Source organism: Aliivibrio sifiae (assembly GCF_002954715.1).
Lineage (GTDB): Bacteria > Pseudomonadota > Gammaproteobacteria > Enterobacterales > Vibrionaceae > Aliivibrio > Aliivibrio sifiae.
This window is the reverse complement of record NZ_MSCP01000002.1, coordinates 1,539,910-1,556,203: the sequence shown is the minus strand read 5'-3', so window position 1 is coordinate 1,556,203 and position 16,294 is coordinate 1,539,910. Positions and strand designations below refer to the sequence as shown.

The window sequence follows — 16,294 nt, the reverse complement described above, 5'->3', positions numbered from 1 at the left end:
TTGATTAAATTTATTGTCTGATTTTTATCTAGGCGTAACAAATCAGAACTTCTATACTCTCACTAAAGTTTTTCTTTATTGGTATGAATTGGTTAAGGGGGAGTTAATGAAGCTTAATCACTTAAATGGATTAAAAGCCTTTGAAGCATCTGCTCGTCACTTGAGTTTTTCTTTAGCGGCAAAAGAGTTAAACGTTACCCCTGCTGCTATAGGACAACAAGTGAAACTATTAGAAGAATGGTTAGGTATTTCTTTATTTGAAAGACGCTCTTCAGGTGCTTCTCGCTTAGTGTTAACTAAAGAAGCAACACAAGGCTTGCCCGAGATTACTCGTGGATTTACACATTTATCACAAGGGTTAGAATTATTAAAACCAGCAGATATAAGCCCTGTTTTAACGGTAGCTGTGAGTCCTGCATTTGCTGCTAAATGGCTATTGATGCGTATTGATGACTTTCAAATTTCTCATCCTGAATGGGATCTAAGGTTGGATACGAATATTAGAACGGTGGATTACCTTGCAGAAAGTATCGATATTGGTGTTCGTTATGGAAAAGGGAATTGGGAGGGACTAGAGGCATCATTATTAATGACTGAATCTATTTTCCCTGTCTGCTCTCCTGAGTTATTTAATAAAGGGATTGATAAGCTTGGATCCCTTGTACATCTTCCTTTGTTACATGATCTTTCATTACCTAAAGAAAGTGGTTTTCCATCATGGAATAGCTGGTTTGAACAACATGAAATTTACAATGTAAATACAGATAAAGGATTAAAGATAAATAATTCAGCGTCTGTTATTCAGGCCGCGATTAGTGGTCAAGGAATTGCTCTTGGTCGTAGTGTATTAGTGCAAGACGATCTCGACTGTGGTCGCTTAGTCCAACTTTTTCCTGATCTTGAATGCTCTATTGAACTTGCATATTACGTTGTTTGGAAAAAAAACGGGTTAATGAGTGACAAAGTAAAAGCATTTAAAGAGTGGTTACAACAGCAAATGATAGAAACAAGATAATGACTGCTTGAATGTGGATGCTTGAGTTATTTACCTTCGTTATGTGTCTGTTTGGTTATTATTTTTAACTGCTTTTTTTCTGTTCGTTTATGCTTACTGTACTTGATCTATATCCCATCATGTCATTAACTCATTTGAGGGGAGACTATAACATCAGTAATAATGGTGCTGATTAATATCACCCTTCTTCTTTTTTGTTATCAGTACATTGGTAGCCGTTAATTATGTGAAAAATATTATGCCTACTAGAAAATCGATAACAGACATTTTAGTTCCAACGATTCTTATCAGTTTGTCTTCTTCTTTGGTTAATGCAGATACTGCCGTTACGCCAATGAAGATTTATGCCCAAGCGCCACTTCATTCAAATACGTTATCGACAGAATTGCGTTCCGCTTTTGCTATGCAAGAAGACAGTGTTGAGTTGTTTGCAACAGGAACGATTGCTAGTGTGTGGGCTCACTCTGATAGTTTCAATCTAGATTATTACCAAAATCAAGTTATCACTGGTGCTCAATGGCAATTAACACCAAAGGTGAAAGCTGAGCTTAAGTACCAATACAGTTATGCAGGTAATAATGGGTTAGATTCTTTTGTTCATGGATTTCATGATTTTTTTGGTATTGGTCAAAATGGACGTGATGAAGTTGAGAATGACCGATTCAATATATCAGTCCCTAAATACGGGGTTGAAATTAATGATTTTGAAGGTGAGACCTTATCGAGTGCATTACATAGCTACCTTGAATACCAAGTATTTTCGAATCAACATAATGCAATTAGTTTAGGTGCCAGCTTATATTTTAATCATGTAAATAGTGGTTCTTTTAAACGAGATAGTTTTGAGCAAGGTTTGCAAGCTAATTACAGTTTTAGTTATGAAAAACACGCGTTATTTTCGACAGTAGGAGTTACCTTTAGAGATAATAATGCAGCAGATAATATCCCTTATAAAAATAGCACGTTTGCTTTTTCTGCCGGTTATGGTTATGCAATTACTCCATCTCATCATATCGTCACGTCTTATCATATTTATGAAGGATCTGTTGATGATGGTGAAGACTATTCAGAACCTTCGAATGAATTTGTTCTTGGCTATCGCTATCTTTTAGAGAAGGCTTCGTTTGAGTTGTCTGTCATAGAAAATGCAGTAAACATGGATAACTCGACCGATATCGCATTTACGTTTGGGGTACGTTACGTCCTTTAATAAATAAAAAATCCCAGAGAACAAGAGGATTCGTTCTCTGGGGAATATAACTCGTTCAGCAAAGTTACTCTATATTTATAGGATACGAATAATTTAATTTCCAACGAGTTTGTATGAAAATCAAATTAATCCAAATGAAGACAAAACAAATATCCCTAAAGTGCAAGTAATTAAAGAAGCAACCGTCGTTTGGGCTATAATATTTGCTGCTAATGTTGCGTTACCACCCATCGCCCTTGCCATTACATAGCTAGCCGCAGCCGTTGGTGCTGCACTCATAAAGAACAGTAGACCTAAATCTAGTCCCCTAAAACCTAACAATATTCCCCCAAGGGTAATAAATATTGGACTTAATATCAGTTTATAGCTTGTTGCAAACCACGTAGAACCTTTCTCTTCTCTCATTGAATTGAGATTTAATGAACCACCTGCACACAGTAAGGCAAGAGGTAGAGTCATGTTTGCAAAGTATTGTCCTGCTTGAGTTACCATTTCAGGAATTGGAATAGAGAGGAAGGAGCAGATAACGGCTAATAAAATAGAAATGATGAGTGGATTTTTAGTTAGCGTCTTTATGATTACGCCAAATGCTTGTTTCTCGCTATGATCTTCTTTTGGTGTAAGAGTAATGACTGCTTGAATATTGTAGAGAACGGTTGTAACCGCAACATAAATAGCAGCAAGAGCAACGCCTGGGTCACCATAAGCATTAGCAACATAAGCGAGGGCAATTATCGCAGTATTTGCTCGAAAGCCACCTTGAATTATCACGCCATGATCTTGTTTGTTTTTAAAAACAAACTTAGTTGAAAAAGTTGTGAATAAGAAAAAGAGAAAGTTAGCGATTAACCCGTAAATAATTAAACGACTGCTGGATGAGAAATCATGATCCGCACTAACAATACTTAAGAAGAGCATCGCAGGTAAAGTGACTTGGAATACGAGCTTAGAGGCGATTTCAATAAAGTTATCGTTAATTAAGTTAATACGTTTAAGAATCACGCCCAAAAACAGCATTAGGCAAATAGGGCCAGTAATGGAGGCAGAGAACAGCAATTGAGTAATGAGGTTATCCATAAATTTTTTCTTATTAGCTTCCCTAGTAGGTGTTTATTTTACACACAATATATAAAATTTCAGTTGTAGATGGATGCATTTAGCATTGTTTGATATGAATGTTGGTATTGCGTTAGTTTTTGGTACCTAAGCATTGAATTGTTCTGCATTTAACTGTTGTCGTTATTTATGAAGTGAATATATATCTTGATTGTGAGTAATTAAAACCACTAGAGTGAGTATTTTATCATTAGTGGGTATTTAGCGTATTTATTCACTTTTTAAATTGCTTTGTAAGAAACCTTTATGTAACTTAATTGTTAGCTTAAATGTAAATGGAATTTATTCATTTAAGGCACTTATTAATATCAATGTAAATAGAAAAGAAGATCGTATATGGAACCATCTTGCACTCAGAATGGCGTGAAGCCAAAGTTAAAAATGAAAGATTTATTTAGATCGCTAGGGCCCGGAATAATGATGGCTGCTGCTGCCGTTGGTGGTTCTCATCTCGTTGCTTCAACTAAAGCAGGGGCTATTTATGGCTGGGAGCTGCTGTTTTTAATTCTTGCGGTTAATCTACTCAAATACCCATTTTTTCGAGCGGGTGTTCAATATACGGTAGGCACGGGCGATAGCATTATTCAAGGCTACCACAAATTAGGGCGTGGTTATTTGTGGGTGTTTTTAGTCCTAAGTGCAATTTCTGCAGTAATCAATACGGCTGCGTTACTACTGTTTAGTGCAAGCCTACTCGGGTATTTTTTACCTTTTGATCTATCACTGGATGTTCTTTCTGGGTTTGTTCTTGCAACCTGTATGACCATATTGTTTGCCGGGCATTTTAAGGCATTAGATATCCTTTCAAAAATTATAATGGTTGTACTTACCGTAACGACTCTTGTTGCTCTAAGTGTTGCTTTTTCTAATGGTTCAGTTGCTCCTGTTGACTATCAAGGTCCATCAGTATGGTCAATTGCTTCTATCGGCTTTTTAGTGATCACGATGGGGTGGATGCCTGCACCAATAGAGATTTCAAGCATCACATCTATGTGGTTAAAGCGTCAATGCCAAACTCAGACAGTAACAGCACAATCAGCACTGTTTGACTTTAATGTTGGGTATATTGGAACGGCATTACTTGCTGTTGTTTTTCTATCTTTAGGGGCTTTGGTTTTATATGGTTCAGGTATTGAATTTAAAGCGTCAGGAATTGGTTTTTCTCATCAATTAGTTGGTATTTATGCGGCAACAATTGGTGAATGGTCTCGTTATTTGATTGCGATAATTGCCTTTTTCTGTATTTTTGGTAGTACTATTACGGTTATTGATGGCTATTCTCGTGCTATATCAGAAGCTCAATTACTGTTGCAAGATAAACCACTAAATCAACCTAAGCATTATAATTGGTGGGTTATTATTGTTTCCTCAATAGCGATGTTGATTGTGACTTTATTTATCTCCTCATTAATGGGAATGCTAAATTTTGCCATGATCATGGCCTTCATAACAACACCTATTTTCGCCGTTCTTAATTATATTTTAGTAACAAAAACTGAGTTGCCTGATGAGTTAAAAATGGGGCTAAAACTGAAAGCGTTATCTATTGCTGGTCTTATTTATTTGTTTGGTTTTTTAGCGGTGTTCATTTGGTGGAAATGGTTTATATAGCGATTATTTATGCAATAAAAAAGCCTCTTTAATTAGAGGCTTTTTTTAAAATCGTATCTAGAATAAAAATGACTAGATTTTAGCAATGCTTTCAAGCTGTAGAACCGGCGCTGCATCAATATCTTCGGCATTCATCATTGAAGAAACGCGTTGCATTGAAGATAGAATAAGGCTTTGTTCCCATGATTCTAAGTTATGGAACTTGTTTACAAAGTTATCTTGTAAAGAGAGAGGGGCATTGTTAAGCAGCTCTATTCCTTTTTCAGTTAAATTAGCATGCACTTTTCGTCTATCTGATTCGCTACGAATACGCTGAACGTAACCATTATGCTCTAAGCGATCGATAATGGTAGTCGTTGTCGCTTGGCTAACGTTGGTATGGTTGGATAATTCTTTGATTGTTACATTATGCATACTTTGAATAGCACGCATTAGAATAAGTTGAGGACCAGTTAATCCATATTCTTTGTTCAGTTTTTTCGATTGTAAATCGATAGCTCGAATTATCTGACGAATAGCAACCAGTACTTCTTCATGTTTATCCACGTAACAGACCTTTGTATAAATGTAAAATTAAATGAGTTAGAACCTTGTTCATTTCCGCATTGTACTTATGTTTAGATGATTCTCAATCTTTTCTGGTCAGGAAGGTTATTTTTCTTTCAACTGAGCTTTAACAATATGCTCCAGCTTATTGAGTTGTAGGGTTTTTGTGTGGTATCTCGTTAAAGAGTAATAATTATTTGATATAAAAAAGGTAGCTAGTGATATAGGATCAATCTAATTTTTACTATAATTAATTTCTATGAAGAATATAGCACTTTTACTTTTACTTTTACTTTTACTTTCATCGAATGGTTACGTGAATAAAAGTAATATCGTTATTCAGTATATGAAGCCGGAAAGTAAATCGGATGAAGTTGTCAAAAGAATAATTAAAGATAGTGATGTTAATTCAATTTTTTTGACGTTGTCTCAAAAGTACTTTCCATTTAATAATAAATTAATTATTCAGTATGGCGGATTGGAAGAACCCTCTTATAATCCAATTAATAATACAATTAATATTCCTTATTCCTTTTTTCAAAGATCAGCTTCCTACTTTGTAGGAAGTAAACATCAAGAAATGTTAAATATAGAGCCTCAGCAAGGCGCTTTAGATAGTTTGCTACATACTTTATTACATGAAGCAGGGCATGCTTTTATTGCAGAACAAAAACTTGTTATCTTAGGGAAGGAAGAAGATGCGGTGGACGATTTTGCGACTCTTTTATTACTTGAGTATATTGAAGGTGGAGATAATATCGCTATTAATGCGGCTAAAATGTTCTCTTTTGAATCAGAGCATAAATCTAATTACTATGATTTCGGAGAATTTATTGGTGAGCATAGTTTTGATTTACAACGTTATTTTTCAATACTGTGTTTGGTTTATGGTAACCAAGAAATTAAGCATAATAATCTACTTAATGAAATTGAAGATGAGTATCTATTTGATATAAAAGAGTATTGTAAGTTCAGATATGAAAAAACTGAAACTAATTGGAATAAATATTTAATTAATAATGATTAAAATTTAACCTTTGGACTCAAAATAAATATAAGTTTATGGTAGATTGTTTTTTGTATAAATTCGAATGATTTTATACGTAATAAGAATTATGACATGAAGTTATAACGAAAATTAATTACTATGAATTAGGTCCAAATAATGCCGTTAAAAAATAAAATATTACTATTTACATTAATATTATTACTGTTAATTTCCTCTTCTTTGACGTGGAATGGGTATAGAGAATTCAAAAACTTTAATAGTGAGTCTGTTCAAAGTTCAACAGAGAGCAGAGCTACTTTAATCTCAATAGCATTAGATGAAAAATTAGATAGTTATTTTTCTTCATTGAGCTCTTTTGGAATCGCTTTTAATGATGACGGTACGTTAAATAAAAAAACAACGGCAAAGTTTTTACTTAATTTAGCTAAAACAAGTGATACCGAAAGTGCTTTTGTTGGATTTAAAGATGGTTCCACCTTTGAGCAAAATGGAAGTTTTACGCCTAATTTTAATGCTAAAAAAGCGCAAAGAGAATGGTACATTAGAGGCTTTTCAGGTGAAAAAGAAGTAATTACAGATGTTTACAGAAATAGTAATAATATTGATGTGTTTACTTTTGTGGTGCCTATTTACAAAAAGGAAGAAATTGTAGCCGTTGTCGGTGTTGAGATAGAACAAGCTGTAATTAATGACTTTATTGATACTTTAACTGAAAAAAATCAGATTTTTGCTTTTAATGATGATGGATATATTGTTGCTGCAAAAGATCCGCTGGAAGTTGGTAAGAATATTAATAACATTGAGCCAACGTATGCGCAATTTGATGATGGATATATGAGGTTTTTAGATAAGAATACAGATGACTATGTTGTTGCGAGTGCTTCGCATTTATCGCGATACGATTGGACTGTAATTATCTATGAATATGAAAGTGATGTATATGAACCTAGTACATTGATGTTCAAAGAATCCGTAATTATATTTACTGTTATTCTATTTGCAGCATTAGTTTCTATATTTTATATGGTAAATAATTTTATTTATAAACCAATTGGTGGTGAACCTGAAAAAATATCTGAAATATTATTTAATATAGCAAATGGAGATCTTACTCAGGAGCTTAACTCATCAGAAAATGATAGTGGCATATATAAGTCAGTCGTAATCTTAAATAAAAAATTATCAGAGATAGTAACTGCTAGTCATTCAATATCTAATAGTGTAAAAAATTCATCTGAAGAATTAACTAAAGTGATGCTTGAAGCTGAACATAACTCTCAACATGAATTAGGACAAGTTGAAGAAATATCAACGGCTATTTGTGAACTGTCTAGCACTTCAAAAGAGGTAACAACTAATGCTGCTCATGCGGAAGAAGAGGCTCAAAAAGCTATAGCTGATGTTACAAATGGTCATAGTATGTTAGAGAGCTCTATTTTGTTAACTGTTAATATTAATGATTCTGTTCAAGAAACAGCTAAAATGATTAGTGCATTGAGAGATGATGCTATAAATATAGGTGAAGTGACTAATGTTATTAGTAGTATTTCAGAACAAACCAATTTGTTGGCATTAAATGCGGCTATAGAAGCAGCAAGAGCTGGTGAAGCGGGAAGAGGGTTTGCTGTAGTTGCGGATGAGGTTAGAAGTTTGGCAGCAAAAACTCAAGAATCAACAACTAATATTCAAGATATAATTAGTAAGCTTCAAACTCAATCTGAAAAAGCTAATAAGAACATGATGGAAAATGTTCAGTCAATTCAAGAGTCAGTGGATTTAACTGAAAATGTAAAAGCATCATTTAATAGTATTGTTGCATCTGTTCAATCAATTTCTGACATTAATACATTAGTAGCAACTGCATCACAAGAGCAATTTCATGTGACTGAAGATATATCAAAGAATACAACACGAACTTTTGATCTAGTGACTCAAAATGTATCTGTTATTAATCAAACTAGACAATCTTCTGATGAACTGTCTAGATTGGCCATAACTCAAAAAATTGAATTAGATTTTTTTAAAATTTAATTATTGCTTATTTATTCTTAACTAATTGTTTCTAAAGATTTTATTTATGTAAGAATGAACATGTCCCATTATAGCCACTTGTAATGGGATAATAAGCTTAAGATCCATATATCTCATCTCCTTCTTAAAATCCCCTCTAAATGGCTAGCATACATCCATTTTCTTCTTTGTTAATTTTATATATGGTAGGCAATCTTATTTTTATCTTGCTTTCAAATGCAAATGAGAAATGATAAAAATCGCAATGCCCATTATATAAGAAAAAATATTACGTAGAATCTAACTATCCGATTTGTTAGCAGAAAATATAGTGTGATGGTGTATGAACAATTCTTTAACATGTGAGCAGTGCGATCCTAATATAGTGTTTCATCAGATAAAAATTAATCAACCAATGAATAAATCAATAGATAGATTTGTATCTTTGATAGCAAATAAACCTATTGGATATATTCATCACTATGATGATATATGTAAAGCCGTTTGGCCGACTTCTGTAGTTAGCCCTAATAGTTTGCTTTTATTAATACATAACACAAGAAAGATTTTACCTGAAGGGGTGAAAATTTATAATGTGAGAGGTAAAGGGTACTTTATATCTAAGCATTAAATAGAATATTAAATATATAATGATAAATAATTATTATTTCCTGTTAATTATTATTTGTTCTCATATAATAGAATTTACTATTAATAAAAATATAAATTGTTGACTTTTATATATGTATATAAATTATATGGTGGGAACTTATGATTATGAGTGAAAAATTAACATTATCATGTAAACTTTGTGATAATAAAAAAGAAAATAATGAAATAGATAATCAACATCAATTAAAAGAGAATTATCCTGTGAGTGACCATGTTTGTCGGGTATTATCATTAATGTCAAGTAAACCTATTGGTTATATTCATAACTATGATGATATTTTTAATGCTGTATGGCCTGACTCTGTCGTTAGTTCAAATAGTTTGCTTTTACTTATTCATAATACAAGAAAAGTACTTCCAGCAGATATAAAAATTTATAACGTTAGAGGTAAAGGTTATTTTCTATCTAAAGATTAATTAAATTATATTGGCAGTCAGTTTGCTAAAGTTGGTTGCCTAAATGAAATATATTAATAATTTAATATTTGCCACATGAATGGTTTTTTAATTTAATTATTATTTACTTATTTATCAATAGATTGCTGTTAGTATTATTAATTAGCAAGTCGTGTGACTTTGTTATAATTATTAATAATATGGTATTTTTATGAAAAAAAAACTAAGTATAGATTTTGATCCAACAAAACGTAATTTTCTTGCTTATTCTTCGTTATCTACTTTAGCTGCTATTGTTGGTTATGCCTTTATACCTAAGCCTGTATATGCTGCAATGGTAAAAGAATGCAAAATCCAACCATCATATTCTGGCTTAACTTTAGATGATCTTGACAGTATTAATTTTTATACAAAAAAAACAGATGCGCTGCGTTGTGTTGGATTTAATAAAGCGATTACATTCGAACAACCTGTTGATGAAGTCCAATTTATTTCGAATGTTATGTTTAATGAAATGGTGAAATCAGTATTTCAAGAAAAATATTCGACTATAGCTAATCAGATTGGTGGCGATATTTTACCTAATGTGAAAGTTTTGGGTATGTCTGATAGCCTTACTGATGTTTATTCACTAAAAAATAAACATTATGACTATATTTATGAAATTATGCCTGAATTTATTGCTCAATTAATTCAAGGTAATTACCAAGACCCAAATATTTTTGATCAGTTGTCTCGTGAAGAGAGAAAGAATCTTAATTCATGGGATATGGTGTCTGTAAATTCATCGGTAGAAGAAGAAAAAGCAAAAAGTCCATTTAAATTAATGATGGAAGATATATACAGCTTAGCAACTTCATTTGCTACTGGATCTAAAGGTGATAAATTACATCGTTATAAGTTAAAAAAATCAGACCAATGGGCTTTTGATTTACATGAGTGGTATTGTGAAGATGGTAAAATTGAAGCTTGTATTGATGAGATGGATGTCAGCAAAAATGGGGATGAATCTAATTACCAAAATGCAAATAGTCTTATAACTGCTTTAGGAGTTCTTAATCGAACTTCTCGAGATAAAGGTTTAAAAACTTTAAATGATGACCAGATACATCGTTTTGAAGAAACTATTTACGGAGCTATATGTTTAGCAACGTCAATGAGTGTAAAGTGGGGTAATAAGAAAGAGACTTATTCAGCAGTAAATAATACTGATAATATTTACGAGACACTTGCGTTGCTCCGAAGTAATAGTACACCTGAGATTCAGGATTTCTGGTATGCATTCTTTAAAAAATATAATGAACATGATTTTGTCGATACCCTACGAGAAATGAATTGGGAAAACACGAGTGTATATAGTGATAAAAGCCTTAAATTATTACAAGATAAATACCCTGAGTTTATTGACCCATCAGAAGATGATTATTCTCCAAAAATTAAAGAAAGAAAGAGCCTTAGATCTGGGTTTATTGCAAAAAGCTCAGATGATTATGTAGAATCAGATAATGAAATCCTTGATCCGAAGATGGTGGCAAGAAGGCGTTTTAGATCTAAAAGTAAAGGTGTAATTGGGGGGATTATTAAGTGGAAAAAAAGCCGAATGGTAAAAAGAATTGTTAAGATGTCTGGTAAGCAGTCGATTTTAGCACCTTCTGCGATCGCTAATACTTTTTTCTTTCTGATTAGTGGTACTCATTATGTATGGGCTACGACTGCTTCAGAAGAAGATCAAATGGGCTTTAGTGATAGACTTGGTATTGGCTCTGTTATGTTCGATACTGGTGTAAGTATTGGGTATTACGCTGGTGTTAAAGCTATTTCTAAGTATATGAAAAAAATGAAACCAGCTAGCCTAGCAAAAGCAACGGCAAGATTTACAGAGTTTTCCGATTTCTGGTTAGGCGCTAAAAATACTCAAAAGTTAATTAATAGACCAATTACAAATATTGCCCATTCAATATTCAATACCAGTATTTTAGCCAAATTAACGAGTAAAGTGTCGTCTTTCCTTTCTGCTGTAGGTCTTTATTATGCTGTAGATGCTTTGCGTACAGCGATTATTACGGGGAATGTAGCGGATATTATTTTTGAGGCTCTTAATACCACTGTTGCATCTATTAGTTTTGTCCTTGGTTTTGCTTTTTTTCAAGGGATGGCTTTTGCTGGTCCGTTAGGCATTGCGTTGGTTGTTATAGGTGTCGTATTAGTTATTGCTAAAGTAATCTACGATATATTGAAACCTAAATTGAAAAAATTACCTCCAATAGCTCATTTTACAAATGAGCTTCTTGCTCCCCGTGGACGTGTTTATAAGGATACTGGATACTATCTTTCTGCTGTTAAAGATGCCAGTGGCTTTAATTATGTGAAAAAGATGTCTCTAAAAACTCTTGATTTTATAGGGAAAAACAATTCTGATTTAGAGTTAAATAATGAAGTCATTTATCCTCGCTCAATTGCGGCATCTAAAGAGAATCCAGGAAGAATTTATTCTTTTGAACGTAATGTTAATGATAATTATAAATACGCGAGTTTCGAAGATATTAATAATGTGAGCCAAAAAGGCTTTAAAAATGATGTAAATTGGAGTAAAGCTGATAATAAGATTATTAGAGTGATCGCCGCGGTAGAGAATATGAGTATGTATAATGATACTTATGCGCTATTCCTTTGTGATATTAAAGGATCTGTAAGGCCTGAACGAGCATTATATTTAACTAAAGGTCTTGGGTTAGCACCTAGAAGCAATGATAGAATTACTAGAGGAATAGGCTCTAAAGATATTATTCAAGATATTGTAGTTGTTGATAATGAAAGGTATCCAAGGTTATTAGCTGTATCTGATAGAAATCTTTATCAAATTAATGAAAGAGGATATCGCGCTAATGTAATTGAATCTGATATCTTTACAAAAGAGAACCGCGATATGATTGAAAATATCGAGCTGTTATCTGGTGGAAATATAATTAATTTGTTAGTTAGGTATCGTCAAGATAATACTGATTCTAAAGATAGCGCTTGTCATGGGCAGCTATATAGCTTGACTACTGATTTTGTAACAAGTAATGATTATACTAACGTGGTTAAAGGCGGCTCATTTTATCTTGGAAAAGATGATCAAGTTATTTGCCGTGAGTATTTTCATAACAGTAAGAAACGTTTAGATTTCCTTGTCGTTGGAGAAGATAAATATAAACGTATGGGAGCATCATTAAATGATGAAGAGAATGTAGTTATTTCCTTTAGCGAAGGTCTTTCGTTACCGAGTGTTGGTGCTATTTCTAAATCTCTAGTCTTTAAAAATGCATTTGTAAGTTTTTAATACACATAAGTAAAAGGTGCGTAAGCACCTTTTATTTTTATATTAAATTCTAATCTATTTTATTTCAGGTTATAAATGTCTAATAATAGGTATATAAAAAGAACTTGTATTTATTCGTTCAAAAAATCATTAGAATATTATGGTCACATCTCATTGATTTCATTGGCAAGTTGGAATAATAAAATTCCTAAAGAAGAACATTCAAACATAACAGTAAGGAAAACATATAAATTATGTAGAAATAGAGATGGGTCTTCATCACTCAACTGAGATGGCTAATGAATTAAGATGTTCGTCTATATTTTCTATCAAACTATAAATCATAGGGGATGATAAAAAACTTTCTGCATTTACAAGAGCTTGGACAAATGAATAGTTTTTTCCAAATATTTTTACTCCACCAGAGTTTATACGTTGGCCTTTGTTTATTATATTGTGTTCAGCAACACTTATTAGGTTCAGCACTTCTTGATAATGCATGTTAATAATAAATGATTTTATGTTGTTATTAATAGATAATTTCTTAATTAGCATTAATAACATGGCCATACGTGATTGTTTTAATGAACTAAATGCTGAGAATACATATAAATTTACTGTTTTTTCATCTGATTTATTTATAAAATCACAATTTTCTATTTCTTCAAATTTATATAAGTCTTTATTAATATTTGTTTTTGTATATCCAAACAAACAATGAGCCACTAAATTATTTTCTTTATCTGTAAATATATTTATATCCATAGTTTTTTGTTTAAAATCAATGTTTTTTGTGTTTATACCAAGGAAATGCTCATGAAAATTATTTATATTATGGTATAGTTGATCTTCATTGTTAAACGTTTTTAATTTAGTTAATGCTAAAGTACTTTGGTTTTCTGAGTATGGATTAAAAACACGTTCATGAAACTGCTCTAGAATTTTCTTTTTTACAGTTGGTACAGGTGTGTTTGGATTAATTAATTGAGTAATATCAGAATTAAATAACCTGGCAATAGCGAGTTGTTTTTTTAAGTTTGGTATAGTGATAGCACGCTCCCAACGACTTAGTGTTGTAAGATCTAGTTTCTTAAATAAGCTATTATTTTTAGTTAAGAGATCAAGTAAGTTTTGCTGTGTCAAATCCATTTCTTCACGCAAGTTTTGTAAGTATGTTGAAAATGTAATAGGCATGAACTTTACTTTTTAATCGTTGATTGATGTTGCCTATAATATGTAACAGAGTATGAGTTAACAACTTTTCTTGTCTTAAGTTTGATACAGTTAGTGTTCAAATCATTATTTTTAAGTAAATAATACATTTTTTAAAGCATATCTGAAGATAAACTAAATTTAGTAATTATTAATAAATTATTGATTATAATACTAATTATTCTCTATGCAAGAATAACCCCTATGACTCACGTGATCTATGTCATGTTTTTGTTAGAAGGTGTCGGTTATGCCTTTTTATTTTATTGACTTTATTTTTTTATGTGCCTCTTATCAGTAAAGTTATTTGGAATGGTTTATTTGTACAACATAAAGGTACCTTACTATAAACAAGCATTATGTTTTTTTATAATCTATAAATGCCCTTTTCGTATAAATGTCCATCTATAATATGGTTGCCTCTATACCTACAGAGAGCTTCTTTTTGTAATACTCTAGGTATAGGTATAATTAAACTTGCATTTTTATATTTAAAAAATCTGAGTATTAGTCTGGCTAAAATTTTTATGTGTAAGGCTATATTTTTGAATGTAAAGGTATAAATTTGGTTATATATTTTATATATTAAGGAAATTATTGAAGGTCTTATGAAAAAGAATTTTTTGTATATAAAGAATTTTCATTTAAGTGTTGTCGGATTTTTTTTGTTTTTTCTATCATTTTTGACTTTCAATTATGTTACTTATTTTAACAATTTAGTTATTAACCGTATGACTTCAGTTGTCAATGTAATTGATAATAAGTTAGATAATTATCATTCAACTATAGATGATTTGTTTAATAAAAATATAAGTGATTGTAGCAAATCGATGATTTTTTTTAGGAAATTAAGAGTATCAAATCCTGATATACAAAGTATCAATATTATTAAAGATGACGCCATTGTCTGTTCTTCTTACCCTTATATTATTGGTTATAAAAATAGAATCGAAAATGACACTAATATTGATCTGTTAATGTCAGATTTTCTTGTCCCAAATAAATTTATTCTTATCATAAAAAAAACAAAGAATAAATACTCTATAGTTATTAGTGTTAGAGATTTAACCTTTACTAATTTAGTTAAGTTGTCTGAGGGGGATTTGAATTTTAACATTAATACTGATAAATTCAGAGTAAATAGTAATGGTGTTGATATTAGTAATAAAACTCCAGATTCAATTTTAGTTCATTCTGACTTATATCCATTTTCTATAAGTACAAATATACCTATTTACGTTTATACTAAGAATTTCTTACAAGATAAACTAGAGGTTTTGATTGTTATTTTGTTTTTTATGATTGTATATTTAGCGTTCTATTTTAAATTTAGGAATTGTATAAATACAACATTTCTTATGGAAAATGGTTTGTTGAATAATGAATTCATTCCTTTTGCACAGCCTATTGTGAATGAGAAAGGTATTATTTCAGGCTTTGAAATACTAATTAGATGGAAACGAAATAATAATATAATATATCCTAGTGATTTTATATCTATAGCTGAAAAAAATGGAATGATAATACCTATAACATTAAGCTTGTTTAAAAGTGTTTATGAAATGTGTGTTGAATACGATTCATTGATACCAAAAAATACTCATTTAAGTATAAATATATGTCCGGATCACTTGAGTAATAGTAATAGTGAAGGTTTAATTAAAGTTTGTAAATTGTTTTCTGTATTCAATAACATTAACCTTGTACTTGAAGTTACGGAAGGTCAAGTTATTGAATTTGATGGTATTGTTGAAGCGGTTGACACACTGAAAGGATATGGTGTTAAATTTGCTATGGATGATTTTGGCACTGGTTTTTCTACAATAGAAAACATCAAAAAACTAAAAGCTGATATCATAAAAATTGATAAACAGTTTATAGATTTAATTAAAGATGAAAAATCAGAAACTGCTTTTGTTGATAATATAATAGACCTTTCTAAAAGGTTAGGAGTGTCAATTATAGCGGAAGGTGTTGAAACAAAAGAACAAGAGAAATATTTGTTAGAAAATAATGTTGAATATCTACAAGGATATTTATATTCTAAACCTATACCTTTAAATAATCTGTTAGATAGTTATTATTAGATTTTTGGTTGAGATTTGGCTCATTATATATAATATATTTATGTGTAAGTTCTATATTTTTATATTATGAAAAGCAGTTTTCAACATTAGAAAACTGCTTTTATAGTAA

At 31.3% G+C, this 16,294-nt stretch carries 12 protein-coding genes; 9 read left to right on the top strand and 3 right to left on the bottom strand.

The genetic code is table 11. The annotated features are described in order from the left end of the window. The first annotated feature begins 106 nt into the window (after positions 1 to 106). Together gcvA and BTO23_RS18000 are read left to right on the top strand one after the other, a co-directional pair. Complete coding sequence (gene gcvA, locus BTO23_RS18005; protein ID WP_105064225.1) at positions 107 to 1,015, top strand: transcriptional regulator GcvA; 909 nt, start codon at positions 107 to 109, stop codon at positions 1,013 to 1,015. A gap of 238 nt (positions 1,016 to 1,253) precedes the next feature. Beyond that, complete coding sequence (locus BTO23_RS18000) at positions 1,254 to 2,225, top strand: DUF3187 family protein (RefSeq protein WP_061003956.1); 972 nt, start codon at positions 1,254 to 1,256, stop codon at positions 2,223 to 2,225. A 120-nt stretch (positions 2,226 to 2,345) separates the two neighbouring features. Here BTO23_RS18000 and BTO23_RS17995 read toward each other — a convergent pair whose 3' ends face one another. Next, complete coding sequence (locus tag BTO23_RS17995) at positions 2,346 to 3,302, bottom strand: AEC family transporter (protein WP_061003958.1); 957 nt, start codon at positions 3,300 to 3,302, stop codon at positions 2,346 to 2,348. A gap of 375 nt (positions 3,303 to 3,677) precedes the next feature. Between BTO23_RS17995 and BTO23_RS17990 the strand changes: the two genes are divergently transcribed. After that, positions 3,678 to 4,952 (top strand): NRAMP family divalent metal transporter, encoded by a 1,275-nt coding sequence (locus tag BTO23_RS17990; RefSeq protein WP_105064224.1) that lies wholly within the window; start codon positions 3,678 to 3,680, stop codon positions 4,950 to 4,952. A gap of 72 nt (positions 4,953 to 5,024) precedes the next feature. Here BTO23_RS17990 and BTO23_RS17985 read toward each other — a convergent pair whose 3' ends face one another. Beyond that, on the bottom strand, positions 5,025 to 5,498 hold the full coding sequence (locus BTO23_RS17985) for a MarR family winged helix-turn-helix transcriptional regulator (RefSeq protein WP_060993125.1): 474 nt from the start codon (positions 5,496 to 5,498) through the stop codon (positions 5,025 to 5,027). A 316-nt stretch (positions 5,499 to 5,814) separates the two neighbouring features. Here BTO23_RS17985 and BTO23_RS17980 point away from each other — a divergent pair, with 316 nt between their 5' ends. The 5 genes from BTO23_RS17980 (at position 5,815) to BTO23_RS17960 (ending at position 12,907) form a co-directional block, all read left to right on the top strand. After that, a complete protein-coding gene (locus BTO23_RS17980; RefSeq protein WP_170066769.1) occupies positions 5,815 to 6,525 on the top strand; it encodes a DUF4344 domain-containing metallopeptidase in 711 nt (236 codons plus the stop codon). Between the two features lie 138 nt (positions 6,526 to 6,663). Further along, positions 6,664 to 8,538 carry a methyl-accepting chemotaxis protein gene (locus BTO23_RS17975; protein ID WP_061028910.1) on the top strand — a complete coding sequence of 625 codons (1,875 nt, stop codon included), beginning with the start codon at positions 6,664 to 6,666 and terminating at the stop codon, positions 8,536 to 8,538. A gap of 322 nt (positions 8,539 to 8,860) precedes the next feature. Further along, on the top strand, positions 8,861 to 9,148 hold the full coding sequence (locus BTO23_RS17970; protein ID WP_105064222.1) for a helix-turn-helix domain-containing protein: 288 nt from the start codon (positions 8,861 to 8,863) through the stop codon (positions 9,146 to 9,148). A 146-nt stretch (positions 9,149 to 9,294) separates the two neighbouring features. Beyond that, positions 9,295 to 9,606, top strand: a complete 312-nt coding sequence (locus tag BTO23_RS17965; protein ID WP_170066768.1) for a winged helix-turn-helix domain-containing protein — start codon at positions 9,295 to 9,297, stop codon at positions 9,604 to 9,606. 190 nt (positions 9,607 to 9,796) lie between these two features. Then, entirely contained in the window at positions 9,797 to 12,907 is a 3,111-nt protein-coding gene (locus BTO23_RS17960; RefSeq protein WP_105064220.1) for a hypothetical protein, read from the top strand. A 258-nt stretch (positions 12,908 to 13,165) separates the two neighbouring features. On the opposite strand, the gene BTO23_RS17955 is transcribed toward BTO23_RS17960, so the two are convergent. Then, positions 13,166 to 14,080, bottom strand: a complete 915-nt coding sequence (locus BTO23_RS17955; RefSeq protein WP_105064219.1) for a helix-turn-helix transcriptional regulator — start codon at positions 14,078 to 14,080, stop codon at positions 13,166 to 13,168. Between the two features lie 626 nt (positions 14,081 to 14,706). Here BTO23_RS17955 and BTO23_RS17950 point away from each other — a divergent pair. Further along, entirely contained in the window at positions 14,707 to 16,185 is a 1,479-nt protein-coding gene (locus BTO23_RS17950; protein WP_105064218.1) for an EAL domain-containing protein, read from the top strand. The last annotated feature ends 109 nt before the right edge of the window (positions 16,186 to 16,294 follow it).